Genomic DNA, 14,727 nt, shown 5'->3' with positions numbered 1-14,727 from the left:
TCCGCTTGCGTGTCAGCCTCGAATTTTCTTCACTTTCGTCGGATTTCAGTCGCCGCTCTGCTGGATCTCCCACAACGCCGTCTCCGGGATGCCCGCCTTGACCAGGAGCTCCCAGGTGGCCCGCCGGTCGCGGGGGTCGGCGAGCATCGCGCGCAGCAGGGGCCGCAGCCGGGCGTGGTCGGCGCCGCCCTCCGCCCACAACGCGCCGAGCGCCTGGTACATCGCCGGCGAGCGGACCGCGGCGGTGCGCACCAGCTCCTCCAGGATCGCCGCCCGGTCCCGGAACGGCAGCGCCCGCCCCTCCCCCAGCGCCCGCAGCAGCAGGTCGAGCAGGCGGCGATGGCGCGGGCCCTGCCCGGTGGCGACGGCGACGACCGCGTCCCCCATGCCGGTGGGGTCCTCGGCGCCGAGGATGACGTCCTCCACGCCGTCCTCGACCACCCGCCGCGCCGACAGGGCGGCGACCAGCCCGGTCCATCCCTCCTCGCCGAGCTGGCCCTTCCACAGGTGGGTGAAGGAGGACCAGCGCTCCAGCGCGTCGGGGCCGGGCAGCAGCGCGGAGACCCGCACCGGCTCGTCGGCGGCGGCCACGATGAGCAGCGCGAGGTTCGCCGAGTACGCCGCCAGCCGCCGCGTCAGGGTGTGCCGCACCGGGCGGAAGCCGGTGAAGTGCCGCCGCCCGCGCTCGTGCAGCGAGCGCCGCAGCAGCCCGGACAACTGCTCGACGCAGCGCGCCCGCACCCCGGCCGGCACGTCGTCCAGCAGCTCGGCGACGAACCCGACGATCGGCTCGCGCTCGGCCAGGCAGGAGTGCGAGGTGACGGCGTAGAGCAGGTCGTCGTCGACGCTCTGCACCAGCGCCAGCGGCTCGTCCCCGGCGTGGCGGCGCCTGCGGTCGAGGTCGCGCAGCGCGTACACGGCGAGCCAGGCGACCAGGAACTCGCCGAAGGTGGCGTGCAGGAAGGCGTGGCCGCCGCGGCGGACGAAGAAGAAGCGCTCGGTGGCCTTGCGCGCCCAGTCGGTGCGGTCCTCGCCGTCATCAGCCGGCCCGCCGCCCGGCGGGCCGGCCGGGTCGGCCGGGTCGTCCTCGCCGCCGTGGCACAGCGCGGGCAGGTCGCGGGCGAGCGCGGCGTCGGTGATGATCTGCCGGCCCCGCGCCAGCATGGACAGCGCCGCCGCGCCCAGCAGCACCAGCTCCTGGTCGATGAGCACCCGGCGGGCGCCGCCGGTCTCGCGCTCGGTGAAGTCGCGCAGCAGCACCTCGTACAGCCGGGAGTGCTTGAGCGGCACGCCGCCGCCGCGCTGCGGGTCGTCGTGCTGGAGGGCGTTGCCGGCCGCGTCGTAGAGGGCGAGCAGGAGCAGCAGCAGCGGCCGGCGGGCCATCGCGCCGTGGGCGAGCGCGGCCTCGGCGGGCAGCGGCCTGAGGTCGCGGCGGGCCAGCAGGGCGCGGTTGGCCTGGTCCCAGATCTCCAGCCACTGGCGCACCTGGTCGTCCTCGAACGGCTCCAGCCGCAGCGCCAGCAGCCCCTCGGGGAAGCGCAGCCGCTCGGAGACCACCGTGCGGCTGGTCACGATGACCACGGCCGGCCGGCCGAGCCCGGCCTCGCGGCGCTGGAACTCCTGCACCCTGGCCAGGTAGTCGTAGCGGCCCGCGCCGCCCAGCAGCAGCTCGTCCAGCCCGTCGAGGAGGATCACCGGCAGCGCCCCGCCGGCCGCCTCCACCAGGTCGCCGTAGGGGACGCGCTCCTCCAGGACGGTCGCGATGGCCTGCTCGACCTGCTCGGTCACCTCCGCGCGCGGCGGGACGCCCTGCAGGTCCACCCGGATCGGCAGGAACTCCGAGCGGGCCAGGCGGGCGGCCAGCACCTCGGTCAGCTTCGTCTTGCCCGAGCCGGGGTCGCCGAGCACCAGCAGCGGCGCCTGGGTGGCGCGCAGCGAGGTGAGGTGCCCGACGAGGAAGGCCTCGGTGTCGGGCAGCAGCCGCTGGTCCTCCCACCAGCCGTCGAGCGCGGGCGAGGCGTCGCGGGTCAGCTCGGCCACCCGGCAGCGCGGCGTCAGGTAGCCCTCGCCGAGCAGCGGCAGGTAGACGTCCTCGGGCAGCTTGCCGGCCAGCAGGAGCGGCTGGTCGAGGAGGTTGGCGGCCATCCTGGCCAGGTGGACCATGGGGCGGTCGCCGACGCGGGGCGGCGCCAGCTCGGCCAGCAGCCAGGCCACCCGGGACAGCGCCGTGGCCGGCTGCGGGCGCTCGGTGACCAGGCTGCGCACGCCGAACTCGTGGCTGTCCAGCGACAACGACCGGTAGTTCTCGTCGTAGCCGCGCAGGGCGTGGGCGGGCGGGCCCTCGGCGAGCATCCGGGGCAGCAGGAGCTGGTCGTCGTGGCTCAGCTCGTCCCAGACCGGCAGGCCGGCGGCGTACTCGGCCACCGCCTCCGACATGCGCAGGTAGGCACGTTCCACCGCCTGGCGGGTCTCGCCGTACGGGAGGTGCGGCTCGGGGGTGGGCAGGCGCTCCAGCATGAGGGCGGCCATGAGCCGGGCGAACCGCTCGGGGGTGGGCACGCCGCGGGAGATCCGGTCGGTGCGGTCGAGCTGTTCCAGCGTGAACGGCAGCTTGGCCTCGCCGAGCGCCTCGAAGTACGCCGAGACCACGATGACGGCGTGCGCGGCGGCCAGGCGCTGGGTGCGGGTGTGCCGGTCGACGCCGCCGCGCAGCTCGGGCAGCCGGCCGACGACGTCCTCGCCGTAGCGGACCACGGAGGCGCGCATGTCGGCGACGCCCATCACGAGCTGCCCGGCGCCGGCCAGCGGCCAGCCGCTGCGCTCGGCCGCGGCGGCGAAGCCGATCACCTTGGCCAGCCGCCCGTCCTTGCATCCGAGGATCCTCAGGGCGTCGGCGTAGCTCGGGGTCTCGATCATGGCCTTCTCCTGGGGACTGGGATGTCCCATCATGCGCTGTACGCGGCGTTCGCGCAGGCGTCCTGGACGGAAGTCACCCGCCGGTCACTCTCCTTTCACGGCCCTTTCACGGCCCTTTCACGGCCTCGGCGATCTCCGGCAGCGCGGTGGGGTCCTCGATCGTGGACGGGGTGGCGTACGAGCGGCCGTCGGCGATGTCGCGCATGGTGCCGCGCAGGATCTTGCCCGAGCGGGTCTTCGGCAGCCGGGCGACCACGACCGCGCGGCGGAAGGCGGCGACCGGGCCGATGCGCTCGCGCACCAGGGCGACCAGCTCGCGCCGCAGCTCCTCGGGGTCGCGCTCGCAGCCGGCCTTGAGCACCACGAAGCCGACCGGGACCTGCCCCTTGACCTCGTCGGCCACGCCGATCACGGCGCACTCGGCGACGTCGGGGTGGGCGGCCAGCACCTCCTCCATGGAGCCGGTGGACAGCCGGTGCCCGGCGACGTTGATGACGTCGTCGATGCGGCCCATGACGTAGAGGTAGCCGTCGGCGTCGAGGTGGCCGCCGTCGCCGGTGAGGTAGTGGCCGGGGTAGCGCTCCAGGTAGGAGGAGCGGAAGCGGGCCTCGTCGCGGTAGAGAGTGGGCAGGGCGCCGGGCGGCAGCGGCAGCTTGACCGTGACCGAGCCCTCGGCGCCGGGCGGGCAGTCGTCGCCGGCGGCGTCCAGCACGTGCACGTCCCAGCCGGGGACGGGCTTGGTCGGGGAGCCGGGCTTGACGGGCAGGGTCTCGATGCCGACGCAGTTGGCGGCGATGGGCCAGCCGGTCTCGGTCTGCCACCAGTGGTCGATGACGGGGATGCCGAGCAGATCGGCGGCCCAGTGGTAGGTGTCGGGGTCGAGGCGTTCGCCGGCGAGGAAGAGGTGCCGCAGCGGGGACAGGTCATACTTTTTGGCGAAATTTCCCGAAGGGTCCTCTTTTTTGATGGCGCGGATCGCGGTCGGCGCGGTGAACAACGTCCGCACGCCGTGCGTCGCCACCACCCGCCAGAACGCCCCCGGGTCGGGCGTGCCGACGGGCTTGCCCTCGTACAGCACGCTCGTGCAGCCGGCCAGCAGCGGGGCGTAGACGATGTAGGAGTGGCCGACGACCCAGCCGACGTCGGAGGCGGCCCAGAAGACCTCGCCGGGCGCGGCGCCGTACACGTTGGCCATGCTCCAGTGCAGCGCGACGGCGTGGCCGCCGTTGTCGCGCACGACGCCCTTGGGCGAGCCGGTGGTGCCGGAGGTGTAGAGGACGTAGAGCGGGTCGGTGGCGGCCACGCTCACGCAGGCGGCGGGCGCGGCGGCCCGCACCGTCTCGGCCCAGTCGAGGTCGCGGCCCTCGCGCAGCTCGGCCGGGCACTGCGGGCGCTGCAGGACGACGCACCGCTCCGGCCGGTGCGCGGCCTGCTCCAGCGCCGCGTCCAGCAACGGTTTGTACTCCACCACCCGGTTCGGCTCGATGCCGCACGAGGCGGACAGGATGACCTTGGGCCGGGCGTGGTCGATGCGCACGGCCAGCTCGCGGGCGGCGAACCCGCCGAAGACCACCGAGTGCACCGCGCCGAGCCGCGCGCAGGCCAGCATCGCGATCACGGCCTCGGGCACCATCGGCATGTAGATCACCACGGTGTCGCCCGCGCCCACGCCGAGGTCGCGCAGCATGCCCGCGGCGCGCGCCACCTCGCCGAGCAGCTCCTCGTAGGTGTGGACCCGGACGGCGCCGGTAACCGGGCTGTCGTGGATCAGCGCCGGCTGCCCGCCGCGGCCCGCCGCCACGTGCCGGTCGAGCGCGTTGTGGCAGGTGTTGAGCCGCGCGCCGGGGAACCAGCGGCCGTCGCCGCCGAGGATCGCGCCGGCCCCCTCGCCGGCCCCCTCGCCCGGGGGCACGTCCCAGTCGATGCCGCGGGCCGCCTCGGCCCAGAACTCCTCGGGGTGCCGGATGCTTCGCCGGTAAGCCTCGTCATAACCGCCCACTTATCGATCAGACCAGCCACCCGCCCCATGGCGCAAGATGTTCGGGTGGACGATGACCTGATCCTTTCCGTCGTGACGGGGTCGCGGGCGTACGGGCTGCACACCGGCGCCTCCGACACCGACCGGCGGGGCGTGTTCGCCGCGCCGACGGCGGCCTTCTGGCGGCTGGACAAGCCGCCCACGCACCGCGACGGGCCGCTGCCCGAGCAGTTCTCCTGGGAGGTCGAGCGCTTCTGCCGGCTCGCGCTGGAGGCGAACCCGACCGTGCTGGAGGTGCTGTGGTCGCCGATCGTGGAGGTCGTCACCCCGGCCGGGCAGCGGTTGCGCGAACTGCGCGGGGCGTTCGTGTCGGCGCGGGCCCGGCGCACCTTCGCCGGGTACGCCGACGACCAGTTCCGCCGCCTGGACGTGACCGCGCCGAAGTGGAAGCAGGCCATGCACATGCTGCGGCTGCTGCTCAGCGGCCTGCACCTGGTGCGGCACGGCGAGCCCCTGGTCGAGGTGGGGGCGCACCGCGAGCGGCTGCTGGCGGTCCGGCGGGGCGAGGTGCCGTGGGCCGAGGTGGACGCCTGGCGGGCCGCCCTGGTGGCCGAGCTGGACGCCGAGCCCGGCGGCGTGCTGCCCGCCGAGCCGGACCGGGCGCGGGTGGAGGAGTTCCTGGTCGGCGTGCGGAGGGAGAACCTGTGACCGGGCTGCCGGGCTTCCTGGGCGAGGTGGTGGCCGAGCAGCCGTACCCGCTGGCGTTCGCGACGGTCAGCGGGGCGCACCTGTACGGTTTCCCGTCCGCCGACTCCGACGTGGACCTGCGGGGCGCGCACGTGCTGCCGGTCGCGGAGGTGGCGGGCCTGCGGCACGGCCCGGAGACGCTGGAGCGGGCCTGGACCCGCGACGGCGTGGAGATGGACCTGGTCACGCACGACCTGGCCAAGTTCTGCCGGCTGCTGCTGAGCCGCAACGGCTACGTGCTGGAGCAGGTGCTCTCGCCGCTGGTGGTGGCCTCGTCGCCGGTGCACGAGGAGCTGACGGCGCTGGCGCCCGGGTGCGTGACGCGGCACCACGCGCACCACTACCTGGGGTTCGCGCGCACGCAATGGCGGCTCTTCACCCGGACACTGGAGCTGAAGCCGCTGCTCTACACGTTCCGGGTGCTGGCCTCCGGCATCCACCTCATGCGCACCGGCGAGCTGGTGGCCGACCTGACCCGGCTGTACGGCTACGGGCCGGCGTACCTGCCGGAGCTGGTGGCGCTGAAGGCCGAGGCCGAGCACGGGCACTCGCCGTCGGTCCTCGGCCTGGAGGCGGACGTGGAGCGGATGACGGCCGAGCTGGAGGCGGCGCGCGACGCCTCGCCGCTGCCGGAGCGGGCGACGGCGGCGGACGCGCTGCACGACCTGGTGCTGCGCGCCCGCCTGGCCGGCGGCGTCAGCCCGTGATCAGGGGCAGCAGGGCGCCGGCGTCGGCCGCGGTGACGGTGATGCCGAAGGCGCCGTCGAGGAGGGCCCGCAGGTCCTCCGCGGTCGCGGGCGGCGGCTGGTCCTCCAGGCGCAGCCGCTCGCCCGCGGCGGTGACGCGCTGCAGGAGCACGTGGTGGCGGAAGGGCGACCGCGGGTGGTGGGCGACGTAGAAGTTGGCCACCTCGAAGTCGCTCGGCAGGAACGGCTCGCCGGGGCGGAAGGCGTACAGCTCGGCGTCCTGCCCGGCGGCGCCCGCGTGCAGGACGTGGTAGCCGCCGTCGCGGGCCAGGCGCCAGCGCCGGCCGTCCGCCTCCAGCGTGGCGCCGTCCTCGAACGGCATCGGCTCCACCAGCCCGTCGCCGCCGAACCCCACGTCTGCCAGCCAGGTGCGGCCCTCGGCCCGCACGGTGAGCGTGGCGTGCGTGCGCGGCAGGTGGCGCCGCCCGCCGACCCGGATCCTGGCCAGGTGGCGGGTCACGCCGAAGCCGAGCCGTTCGAGCGCGGCGGCGAACAGCAGGTTGTGCTCGTGGCAGTAACCGCCGCGCCCGCCGGTCACCAGCTTGTCCTGCAGACTGCCGAGGTCGAGGCGGACGCCGCGGCCGAGCACCACGTCCAGGTTCTCGAACGGGATCGCCTGGACGTGCGCCCGGTGCACGGCGCGCAGCGTGGCGGCCGTCGGGGCGCGCGGGCCGTCGTGCCGGATCCGCGCCAGGTAGGCGTTCAGGTCGAGCTTCTCGATGTCCCAAGTCATGTGATCAACGATGCCGCCCGCGGCGGGCCGCGCGGGTCACGGGGTGCCCTGTTCCGCCGACAGGACGAGCCGGACGGCGAAGACGCGGTAGCCGGCCCGCTCGAACGCCCTGGCCATCGGCGTGTTGCCGAGGTCGGTGTCGGCGACGACCCGGCGCTCGCCCCGTTCGGCGTGGAAGCGGGTGATCTCGGCGAGCAGGTCGTCCACGTAGCCGTGGCCGCGGTGCTCGGGCACCACGCCGAGATAGCCGACGACGGGGCCGGCGTTGTTGGCCGACGGCAGCGCGACGCCCGCCAGCGAGCCGTCGGCCGCCGAGTACGCCAGCCGCCACCACGACCGGTCCCCCGGCATCTCCTTGTAGCCGGCGACGTCCTGGCGGGCCTGCTCCAGGGGGTCCGTGGTGCGCAGGGCGAGCCGGGTGGCGTGGTCGAGGGTGCCCTCGGCCACCCGCCGGAACGCCTCGGCGAACGCCTCGTCGTCGTCCTCGGGGCGCAGCACGAGGCGGCCGGACGGCTCGGGCACCGGCACGTCGTCGGTCCACTCGTAGCGCAGGCGTTCCAGCTCGCCGGTGAGCCCGGCGCGGGCGGCGGCCTCCTTGCGCCAGGTGAGGCCGGCGGCGACCCCGGCGTCCTCGCGCCAGCCGCTGGGCAGGAACACGTGGTAGGCGGGCCGGTCGCCGAACGCGGCGTGGGCGTGCTCCAGCAGCTCGGCGGCGGTGGCGACCCGGTCGGGCACCGACGGGTGCACGTGGACGCAGTCGAGGGCGAGCGGCCGGCTGTCCGGGAAGCCCCACCAGACGGCGCGGGCCAGGAGGTCGCCGGTGTCCTCGTCCTCGCCGACCCAGATGCGGTCGTAGCGGTAGTGTCCGCTCTCCAGGAACGACCGCAGCCGTTCGGGGTGGGCCCAGCTCACGGACTCGTCGACGACGCAGCCGAGCAGGTTGTCCAGATCGTCGCTCGACGCGGGACGAAAACGCACAGATCCTCCGGGAACTGGGGAAAGAGGGATTCTTTCTACTTTTAAGCGGCAGCGGGCACTGTAGCGCAGAGAACGCGCGAGGATGGGCCCGTGAGGTCCTACGACGACGAGACGCTGCCCCTGCAGCCGCCCATCCGGCTGCCCGACGAGGCCACGCTGGCCGCCGCCGTCCGCGCCGCCCCGCTGGCCGGGGAGCTGGAACCGGCGGGCGGCGACGCCGAGGTGCTGGCCGCCTGGGCCGACCACTGCCGCGAGCGGCTGGCCGCCGACGAGGGGCTGCTGGTGGAGCTGATCCGGCTGTTCCTGTCGCGCGAGCCGGTCAAGGGCGAGACGCCCGAGGTGCTGGCGGGGCTCGGGCTGGTGCGGACGGCGGAGCCGTACACGCTGAGCTGGCTCGGCCTGTGGGCGGCGCGGCTGATCATCGCCGACACCACCGGGCAGGAGATCCCCGTCATGGGGTCGCTCGCCGACGCCGACGCATCGGAGCTGCTGCACGGCCTGCGCTCCTACCCCGAGGCCGAACGCGAGGAGGAGCTGGCGGGCTGGCTGATGGGCCGCGAGCGGGGCGAGGCCATCGCCGAGCTGGCCGCGGCGCTCGGCACGGTGAGCCCGCTGAGCCGGGCGGTCGGCGTCGAGGTGCTGTCGTCGGACTTCGGCGACGAGGGCCGGCACGCGCTGCTGCGGCTGCTGGAGGAGCCCAAGCTGGGCGCGGTGATCGCGGCCAGGACGGCGAACCCGCAGCGGCAGCCGGTGCCGGAGGAGATCGCCTGGGTGCTGGTGGACATGGCGGCGGCGCTGCTGGAGTTCGGCGACTCGCCGGACGAGGTGATCAAGTCGATCGCCATGGGCATGAACTCCGAGGAGCAGGCCGGGACGATCGCGATCCTCGCCTTCGGCGACCACCCGTGGACCGGGCGGGTGCTCCAGGTCTTCATCGACCATCATCCGGACGACCGGATCGCGGCGGCGGCGCGGAAGGCGCTGCGGCGGCTGCGCGGCCTGTCGGACCTGCGTCCCTGAGCGGGTCCTCCTCGCGTCGTGACCGCGCCGTGATCGGCCTCCCGCCGATCACGGTAAAGTCGGCTCGGTGACGAAGCATACGATCTCCCCGCAGAACAGCATCCTCGGTGAGGCGTTCGCCTGCGACTGCGGCGTCATCCTGGGCGGCCGGATGACCGCCGAGCTGCACGCGGCCGAGAACAACCTCTGCTCGGCCTGCCTGGGCTCGGCCGAGGAGGAGGTCGCGCCGGGCCTGACGCGCGGCTGCACGTCGTGCGCGGGCAGCGGGCGGCGCAAGGAGCAGGTCACCTGGCAGCTCGCGCACGCCGAGGCCGAGCACCTGATCACGATGAGCGTGGTGCGCGGGATCGTGGCCCGCTTCGACGGGCCGTTCCACCTGTCGGAGATCGCCGACACCGTGCGGGCCGGGCTCGGCCTGCCCGCCGGGCGGCTGCCGGTGGGGCCGCGGGTCCGCGACCTGCTGCTCCAGCTCCAGGCCGCGGGCGAGATCACCATGTTGTCGGCGCCGGACGAGATGCTGGGCACCGACATGGTGCTCTACCGCGACCCGCAGTGGCAGCGCGCCCGCACCCTGGGCCTCTGACCCGCGCGCGCAATTGACCCACCCGCGCGTCTGACCCGCCCTGGGCATCCGGCCCGCCCGCGCGGCCACGCTGCTAGGCGCGGCAGATGATCTCGCCGTGCAGCACGGACAGCCAGCCGTCCTCGGCCGCCGCCCACGCCCGCCAGCCGTCGGAGATGCGGCGCAGGTCGGCCTCGGTGGCCGCGCCGGTGGCGAGGGCCTTGCGGGCCATGTCGGAGCCGAGGATGCGCTCGGCCCACATGCCGCCCCACCATGCCCGGTCGTCCGGGGTGGCGAAGCACCAGGTGGAGGAGGTGGGGGTGACGTCCTCGAAGCCGGCGGCGCGGGCCCACGACAGCAGCCTGCGCCCGGCGTCCGGCTCGCCGCCGTTGCCCCGCGCGACCCGCTGGTACAGCGCCAGCCACTCGTCCAGCTCGGGCAGCCGGGGCCACCAGGCGAAGGCGGCGTAGTCGCTGTCGCGGGCGGCGACGTACCCGCCCGGCTTGGCGACCCGGCGCATCTCGCGCAGCGCCCGCACGGGGTCGCCGACGTGCTGCAGCACCTGGTGGGCGTGCACCACGCAGAAGGTGTCGTCCGGGAAGGGCAGGTCGTGCGCGTCGGCGACGGCGAAGTCGGCGTTGCGCACGCCGCGCGCGGCCAGCTCGGCCCGGGACAGCTCCAGCGCCTCCGCCGTGACCTCGGCCGCCGTCACGTGCGCCACCAGGCCGGCCAGGTCGGCGGTGATGGTGCCGGGGCCGCTGCCCACGTCCAGCACCGTCATGTGCGGCTTGAGGTGGGGCAGCAGGTACGCGGCCGAGTTCCCGGCGGTGCGCCAGCGGTGCGAGCGCAGCACCGACTCGTGGTGGCCGTGGGTGTAGACGGCGGTTGCCGGACGGTCCATCGCAGAACTCCTTCGTTCGCCTCGGATGGCTGGAGCCTAGCGCGGGTCTCACCATTCAAGAGAGAACGTCTTGTATCATGAGACGCAGGACGGCGGGTGCGTGCGACCGATCCGCCATAGCGGACATTTCATCGCTATAGTGGAGGAATGACGGGCGAAGGGGTGCTGTCCAGCGGGCTGTCCATGGCCGAGCTGGGGCAGCGGGTCCGCGGCGAGCGCCGCGCGCGCGGGCTGTCGATCGAGCGGCTGGCCGAGCTGAGCGGCATCAGCCGCAGCATGGTCTCCGAGGTCGAGCGGGGCGCCAAGACGCCCACCGTGCTCGTGCTCGACCGGCTGGCCACGGCGCTCGGCACGTCCATCGCCCGGCTGCTCGACGAGCCGGCGCACAGCGCGCTGCGGGTGCTGCGCCACGCCGAGCAGCGGGTGCTGCGCGACCCCTCGGGCTGGGAGCGGCGGGTGCTGTCGCCGGTGCTCGGCGACGTGGAGTTCGAGTTCATGCGCACCACCATCGGGCCGGGCGTGGACGCGGGCGAGTTCGCGCCGCACGCGCCGGGCTCGCGCGAGTACCTGGCGGTCGAGCGCGGCAGCCTGCGGCTGACCATCAACGGGCGGCCGTACGTGCTGGACCCCGGCGACTCGATCTACTACCCGGGCGACTGCCGGCACGCCTACGCCAACGACGGCGCCACCGACTGCGTGTACTACCTCGCGATGGAGCTCGGCGCCGCCGGCGGCCACGAGACCGCCCGCCACCACCCCCCATCCGCATAGCACGACCCACCGCCCGCGCGGTGCGAACCACGGAAGGAACAGCTCGATGACTGACCTGCGCGCCGCCGGTGAGCGGGCCGCCGCCCTCATGGCCGGCCATCTCGCGGACGTGCCCGGCGGCCCGGTGTGGCGGCCCGTCCCCGACGCCGAGCGCGCCTGGCTGAGCGGCCAGGAGCTGCCCGAGGACGGGCGGCCCCTCGACGACCTGCTCGACGACGTCCGCGCGCACGTGCTGCCGCACCCCATGGGCAACGGCCACCCGCGCTTCTTCGGCTGGGTCAACTCCCCGCCCAACCCGGCGGGCGTGCTCGTCGAGCCGCTGGCCGCCGCGCTCAACCCGAGCTGCGCGGGCGGCGACCACGCCGGGCCGCACCTGGAACGGGCGGTGGTGCGGTGGCTGGCCGGGCTGGCCGGGTTCCCGCACCCGCCCGGCGGCGGGCTGCTGACCAGCGGGGCGTCCATGGCCACCATCGTCTGCCTGGCCAGCGCGCGGCAGCGGGCCGCGCTCGCCGACGGGTGGGACGCCCGCGAGGAGGGGCTGGCCGGTCGCCCGCCGATGGTCATGTACGTCACCGAGGAGGGCCACAGCTGCCTGCACAAGGCGGCCCAGCTCCTCGGCCTCGGCGCGCGGAACGTGCGCGCGGTGCCGGTGGACGCGGCGTACCGGATGGACGTGGCCGCGCTGCGCGCCATGGTCGCCGAGGACGTCGCGGCGGGGCTGCGGCCGTTCTGCGTGGCGGGCAGCGCCGGCACCGTGAACTCCGGCGCGGTCGACCCCCTGGACGCGATCGCGGACGTGGCGGCCGAGTTCGGGCTGTGGTTCCACGTGGACGGGGCTTACGGGGCGCTCGGCGTGCTCGACGGCCAGGCCCGCCCGCACTACGCGGGCCTGGAGCGGGCCGACTCGCTCGCCCTGGACCCGCACAAGTGGCTCGGCGTGCCGGTCGGCTGCGGGTGCGCGCTGCTGCGCGAGCCGGGGGCGGCGCGGGCCGCGTTCAGCCTGGTGCCGTCATACCTGGTGGACGACAACGCGGGCGACCTCGGCTGGTTCGCCGAGTACGGGCCGGAGCAGACCCGCCCGTTCCGGGCGCTGAAGACGTGGGCGACGCTGTCGTCCCTCGGCCGGTCCGGGGTCGTCCGCCTGGTCGAGCACACGACGGGCCTGGCCAGGACGCTGGGCGCGATGGTGGAGCGGGCGCCCGACTTCGAGCTGCTGGCGCCGGTGACGACGTCGATCACCGCCTTCCGGCACACGCCGCGCGCCGAGGGGCTGGACGCGCTCAACCGGGCGATCCCGTTCGCGGTGCAGGCGCGGGGGAACGCGTTCCTGACCGGCACCCGGCTCGGCGGCCGCGACGCGCTGCGGGCCTGCTTCCTGCACCCGGACACCACCGAGCGTGACCTGGAGATCCTGCTGGACGAGATCCGCCTGGCGGCCAAGGCGCTCTGAGCGGGCCGCGTGAGCGCCCGCCCTGCCCGGGTAGGGGCCGGGGGAATCACCGGACGAAGAAGGAGATTCCCATGGCGAGGACCGTGGCAGACGTGATGACGAGACACCCGGCGGCGGTCGAGGCCGAGCAGCCGGTGTCCGTCGCGGCGGCGCTGATGCGCGACAACGACGCGGGCGCCGTCATCGTCAACGACAACGGGCGCATGCGGGGCATCGTCACCGACCGCGACATCGCGGTGCGGGTGGTGGCCGACGACAAGGGCCCGCAGACGCCGGTCCGCGAGGCGTGCAGCGCCTCGGTGGAGGCCGTCGGGCCGGACACCAGCATCGAGCAGGCCGTCCAGCTCATGCGTACGCACGCGGTGCGCCGGCTGCCGGTCGTCGAGGACGGCCGCGCGGTGGGCATGGTGAGCATCGGCGACCTGGCGATGGAGCGCGACCCGGACTCGGCGCTCGCCGACATCTCGGCCGCCGAGGGCAACCGCTGACGCCTTCCGCGCCCGCGCCCCGCGCGGAACTGTCGGTGGCGCGCGTTACCGTGGCCGCATGATCACAGTCGAGGACGTGCGGCGGTTCGCGAGCACCCTTCCGCGGTCGTCGGAGCACCTGATCCGCGACCGCGTCAAGTTCCGCGTGGGCCGGATCGTGTACGTGGCCTTCTCCCGCGACGAGACGCTCATGGGCTTCGGGTTCCCGAAGGAGGAGCGCGAGGCCCTGGTGGCGTCGGAGCCGGCGAAGTTCCTGCTGCCGCGCGAGTCCGACCTGCGCTTCCACTGGGTGGAGGCGCGGACGGCGGCGCTGGACGTGGCGGAGATGCGGGAGCTGGTGCTGGAGGCGTGGCGGATGTGCGTCCCGAAGAAGGTGCGCGCCGAGCAGGAACGCCTCGCCCTTCTCCGCCCCGCCCCCTGACGCCCCGCCCCCCGACACCCGCTCCCCGACACCCGCCCCCTGCCGGGGCACACGCTGACCCGGCGGTCCTCGCGCGGCCGTGCCTCACTCCGGCATGGCGAGCCGGTCCAGGCCGAGGGCGCTGATCAGCAGGCGCTCCTTGCGGTCGCCGAGCAAGCCGGCCGTCCAGCCGGTGAAGCCGCCGTCCCCGACCTCCACCCCGCGCGCGTACACCTTGAAGCACAGCCCGGTGTAGTACCCCCGGCCGCTCTGCCGGTCCGGGTCGGGTGTCCCGCCGAGGCCGTCCGCCACGGCGTCGAACCGCTCGTCCAGGACGGTGACCCGCAGCTCGGGCTCCCCGGCCCCGCACGCGCGCACCGCGTCGGCCAGGACGGCCAGGTGCTCGGCCGCGTGCTGCCGTTCGAAGGCCAGGCCGCCGGTGTCGCGCCCCGCGGTGACCAGGGCGAACAGGGTGAAGTGCGCGTACCGGGCGGCCCCTTCGACGTGCTGGGCGCGCACGACGCGCTGCACGGCGGCCAGCCGCACCGGCTCAGCCCGTCCCCCCGCCCCGTCGCCCGCCGTGCGGCGGCGCAGTGCCGCCTCCAGGGCGAGGGCGTTGGTGGGGTCCGCGGCGACCTCGCCGTTCCTGACGGTGGAGACCACCTTGTTCTGGTCCACGGTGGCGAGGACCGAGCAGGTGCCGAGCGGCGCGACCGGCGACAGCGTGACCGGCTCGAAGTCAGGCGGGAGCGCCGACAGTGCGGCGTCCTCGGCCCGCCGCAGCTCGCGGAACGGCACCGGCGACGGCGCGGCGAAGCGGTCCTGGCCGTAGCGGCGCAGCACGTCGGCGGGCGCGAGCGCGCCGGCCCGCCGCCGCATGACCTCCAGCAGCAACGTGGTGAGATCGGCCCCGGGCAGCCGCTTCGCCAGCACGTCGAGGATTTCGGGGCCGCCCGCCTGCCGCAGGACGCGGTCCAGGGCGCTCGCTCGCTTCGTCATCCCCCATGCCTATCGGAGCACCGCCCGGCCCCGCGAAC

14 protein-coding genes are annotated in these 14,727 nt (G+C 74.9%); 8 read left to right on the top strand and 6 right to left on the bottom strand.

Annotated elements, in window-relative coordinates; translation table 11 throughout:
* Positions 1–45: 45 nt before the first annotated feature.
* Positions 46–2,916 (bottom strand): NACHT domain-containing protein, encoded by a 2,871-nt coding sequence (locus MF672_RS36310; protein ID WP_242375073.1) that lies wholly within the window; start codon positions 2,914–2,916, stop codon positions 46–48.
* A gap of 106 nt (positions 2,917–3,022) precedes the next feature.
* Positions 3,023–4,915 carry a propionyl-CoA synthetase gene (locus MF672_RS36305; protein WP_242375074.1) on the bottom strand — a complete coding sequence of 631 codons (1,893 nt, stop codon included), beginning with the start codon at positions 4,913–4,915 and terminating at the stop codon, positions 3,023–3,025.
* A 45-nt stretch (positions 4,916–4,960) separates the two neighbouring features.
* Between MF672_RS36305 and MF672_RS36300 the strand changes: the two genes are divergently transcribed.
* On the top strand, positions 4,961–5,602 hold the full coding sequence (locus tag MF672_RS36300) for a nucleotidyltransferase domain-containing protein (RefSeq protein ID WP_242375075.1): 642 nt from the start codon (positions 4,961–4,963) through the stop codon (positions 5,600–5,602).
* Positions 5,599–6,348, top strand: coding sequence for a nucleotidyltransferase domain-containing protein (locus MF672_RS36295; RefSeq protein WP_242375076.1), 750 nt, complete (start codon positions 5,599–5,601; stop codon positions 6,346–6,348). The genes MF672_RS36300 and MF672_RS36295 overlap by 4 nt, the downstream gene beginning before the upstream one ends.
* Here MF672_RS36295 and MF672_RS36290 read toward each other — a convergent pair.
* Together MF672_RS36290 and MF672_RS36285 are read right to left on the bottom strand one after the other, a co-directional pair.
* Positions 6,338–7,120 (bottom strand): arylamine N-acetyltransferase family protein, encoded by a 783-nt coding sequence (locus tag MF672_RS36290; RefSeq protein ID WP_242375077.1) that lies wholly within the window; start codon positions 7,118–7,120, stop codon positions 6,338–6,340. The two genes, MF672_RS36295 and MF672_RS36290, sit on opposite strands and share 11 nt — an antisense overlap.
* Before the next feature lie 36 nt (positions 7,121–7,156).
* A complete protein-coding gene (locus MF672_RS36285) occupies positions 7,157–8,098 on the bottom strand; it encodes a GNAT family N-acetyltransferase (RefSeq protein ID WP_242375078.1) in 942 nt (313 codons plus the stop codon).
* Between the two features lie 90 nt (positions 8,099–8,188).
* Between MF672_RS36285 and MF672_RS36280 the strand changes: the two genes are divergently transcribed.
* Both MF672_RS36280 and MF672_RS36275 read left to right on the top strand, forming a co-directional pair.
* Positions 8,189–9,118 (top strand): hypothetical protein, encoded by a 930-nt coding sequence (locus MF672_RS36280; protein ID WP_242375079.1) that lies wholly within the window; start codon positions 8,189–8,191, stop codon positions 9,116–9,118.
* Between the two features lie 67 nt (positions 9,119–9,185).
* Positions 9,186–9,701, top strand: coding sequence for a hypothetical protein (locus MF672_RS36275; protein WP_242375080.1), 516 nt, complete (start codon positions 9,186–9,188; stop codon positions 9,699–9,701).
* A 73-nt stretch (positions 9,702–9,774) separates the two neighbouring features.
* On the opposite strand, the gene MF672_RS36270 is transcribed toward MF672_RS36275, so the two are convergent.
* Positions 9,775–10,581, bottom strand: coding sequence for a class I SAM-dependent methyltransferase (locus MF672_RS36270; protein WP_242375081.1), 807 nt, complete (start codon positions 10,579–10,581; stop codon positions 9,775–9,777).
* 147 nt (positions 10,582–10,728) lie between these two features.
* Here MF672_RS36270 and MF672_RS36265 point away from each other — a divergent pair, with 147 nt between their 5' ends.
* From MF672_RS36265 to MF672_RS36250, 4 genes are all read left to right on the top strand, one after another.
* On the top strand, positions 10,729–11,352 hold the full coding sequence (locus MF672_RS36265) for a helix-turn-helix domain-containing protein (RefSeq protein ID WP_242375082.1): 624 nt from the start codon (positions 10,729–10,731) through the stop codon (positions 11,350–11,352).
* Between the two features lie 46 nt (positions 11,353–11,398).
* Entirely contained in the window at positions 11,399–12,802 is a 1,404-nt protein-coding gene (locus tag MF672_RS36260; protein WP_242375083.1) for a pyridoxal phosphate-dependent decarboxylase family protein, read from the top strand.
* A 71-nt stretch (positions 12,803–12,873) separates the two neighbouring features.
* On the top strand, positions 12,874–13,290 hold the full coding sequence (locus tag MF672_RS36255; RefSeq protein WP_242375084.1) for a CBS domain-containing protein: 417 nt from the start codon (positions 12,874–12,876) through the stop codon (positions 13,288–13,290).
* A 58-nt stretch (positions 13,291–13,348) separates the two neighbouring features.
* Positions 13,349–13,711, top strand: coding sequence for an MmcQ/YjbR family DNA-binding protein (locus tag MF672_RS36250; protein ID WP_242375085.1), 363 nt, complete (start codon positions 13,349–13,351; stop codon positions 13,709–13,711).
* A gap of 84 nt (positions 13,712–13,795) precedes the next feature.
* Here the strand turns inward: MF672_RS36250 and MF672_RS36245 are convergent, their stop codons facing one another.
* On the bottom strand, positions 13,796–14,689 hold the full coding sequence (locus MF672_RS36245) for a hypothetical protein (RefSeq protein WP_242375086.1): 894 nt from the start codon (positions 14,687–14,689) through the stop codon (positions 13,796–13,798).
* Positions 14,690–14,727 lie beyond the last annotated feature (38 nt).

Origin of the sequence: Actinomadura luzonensis (genome assembly GCF_022664455.2) — a bacterium.
GTDB classification, from domain to species: Bacteria; Actinomycetota; Actinomycetes; order Streptosporangiales; family Streptosporangiaceae; genus Nonomuraea; species Nonomuraea luzonensis.
This window is presented reverse-complemented; position numbering and strand designations above follow the sequence as displayed.

Coding starts and splice junctions, on each gene's coding strand:
- MF672_RS36310 (WP_242375073.1), bottom strand. CDS start 2,916: ATGATCGAGACCCCGAGCTACGCCGACGCCCTGAGGATCCTCGGATGC.
- MF672_RS36290 (WP_242375077.1), bottom strand. CDS start 7,120: ATGACTTGGGACATCGAGAAGCTCGACCTGAACGCCTACCTGGCGCGG.
- MF672_RS36270 (WP_242375081.1), bottom strand. CDS start 10,581: ATGGACCGTCCGGCAACCGCCGTCTACACCCACGGCCACCACGAGTCG.
- MF672_RS36265 (WP_242375082.1), top strand. CDS start 10,729: ATGACGGGCGAAGGGGTGCTGTCCAGCGGGCTGTCCATGGCCGAGCTG.
- MF672_RS36260 (WP_242375083.1), top strand. CDS start 11,399: ATGACTGACCTGCGCGCCGCCGGTGAGCGGGCCGCCGCCCTCATGGCC.
- MF672_RS36255 (WP_242375084.1), top strand. CDS start 12,874: ATGGCGAGGACCGTGGCAGACGTGATGACGAGACACCCGGCGGCGGTC.
- MF672_RS36250 (WP_242375085.1), top strand. CDS start 13,349: ATGATCACAGTCGAGGACGTGCGGCGGTTCGCGAGCACCCTTCCGCGG.
- MF672_RS36245 (WP_242375086.1), bottom strand. CDS start 14,689: ATGACGAAGCGAGCGAGCGCCCTGGACCGCGTCCTGCGGCAGGCGGGC.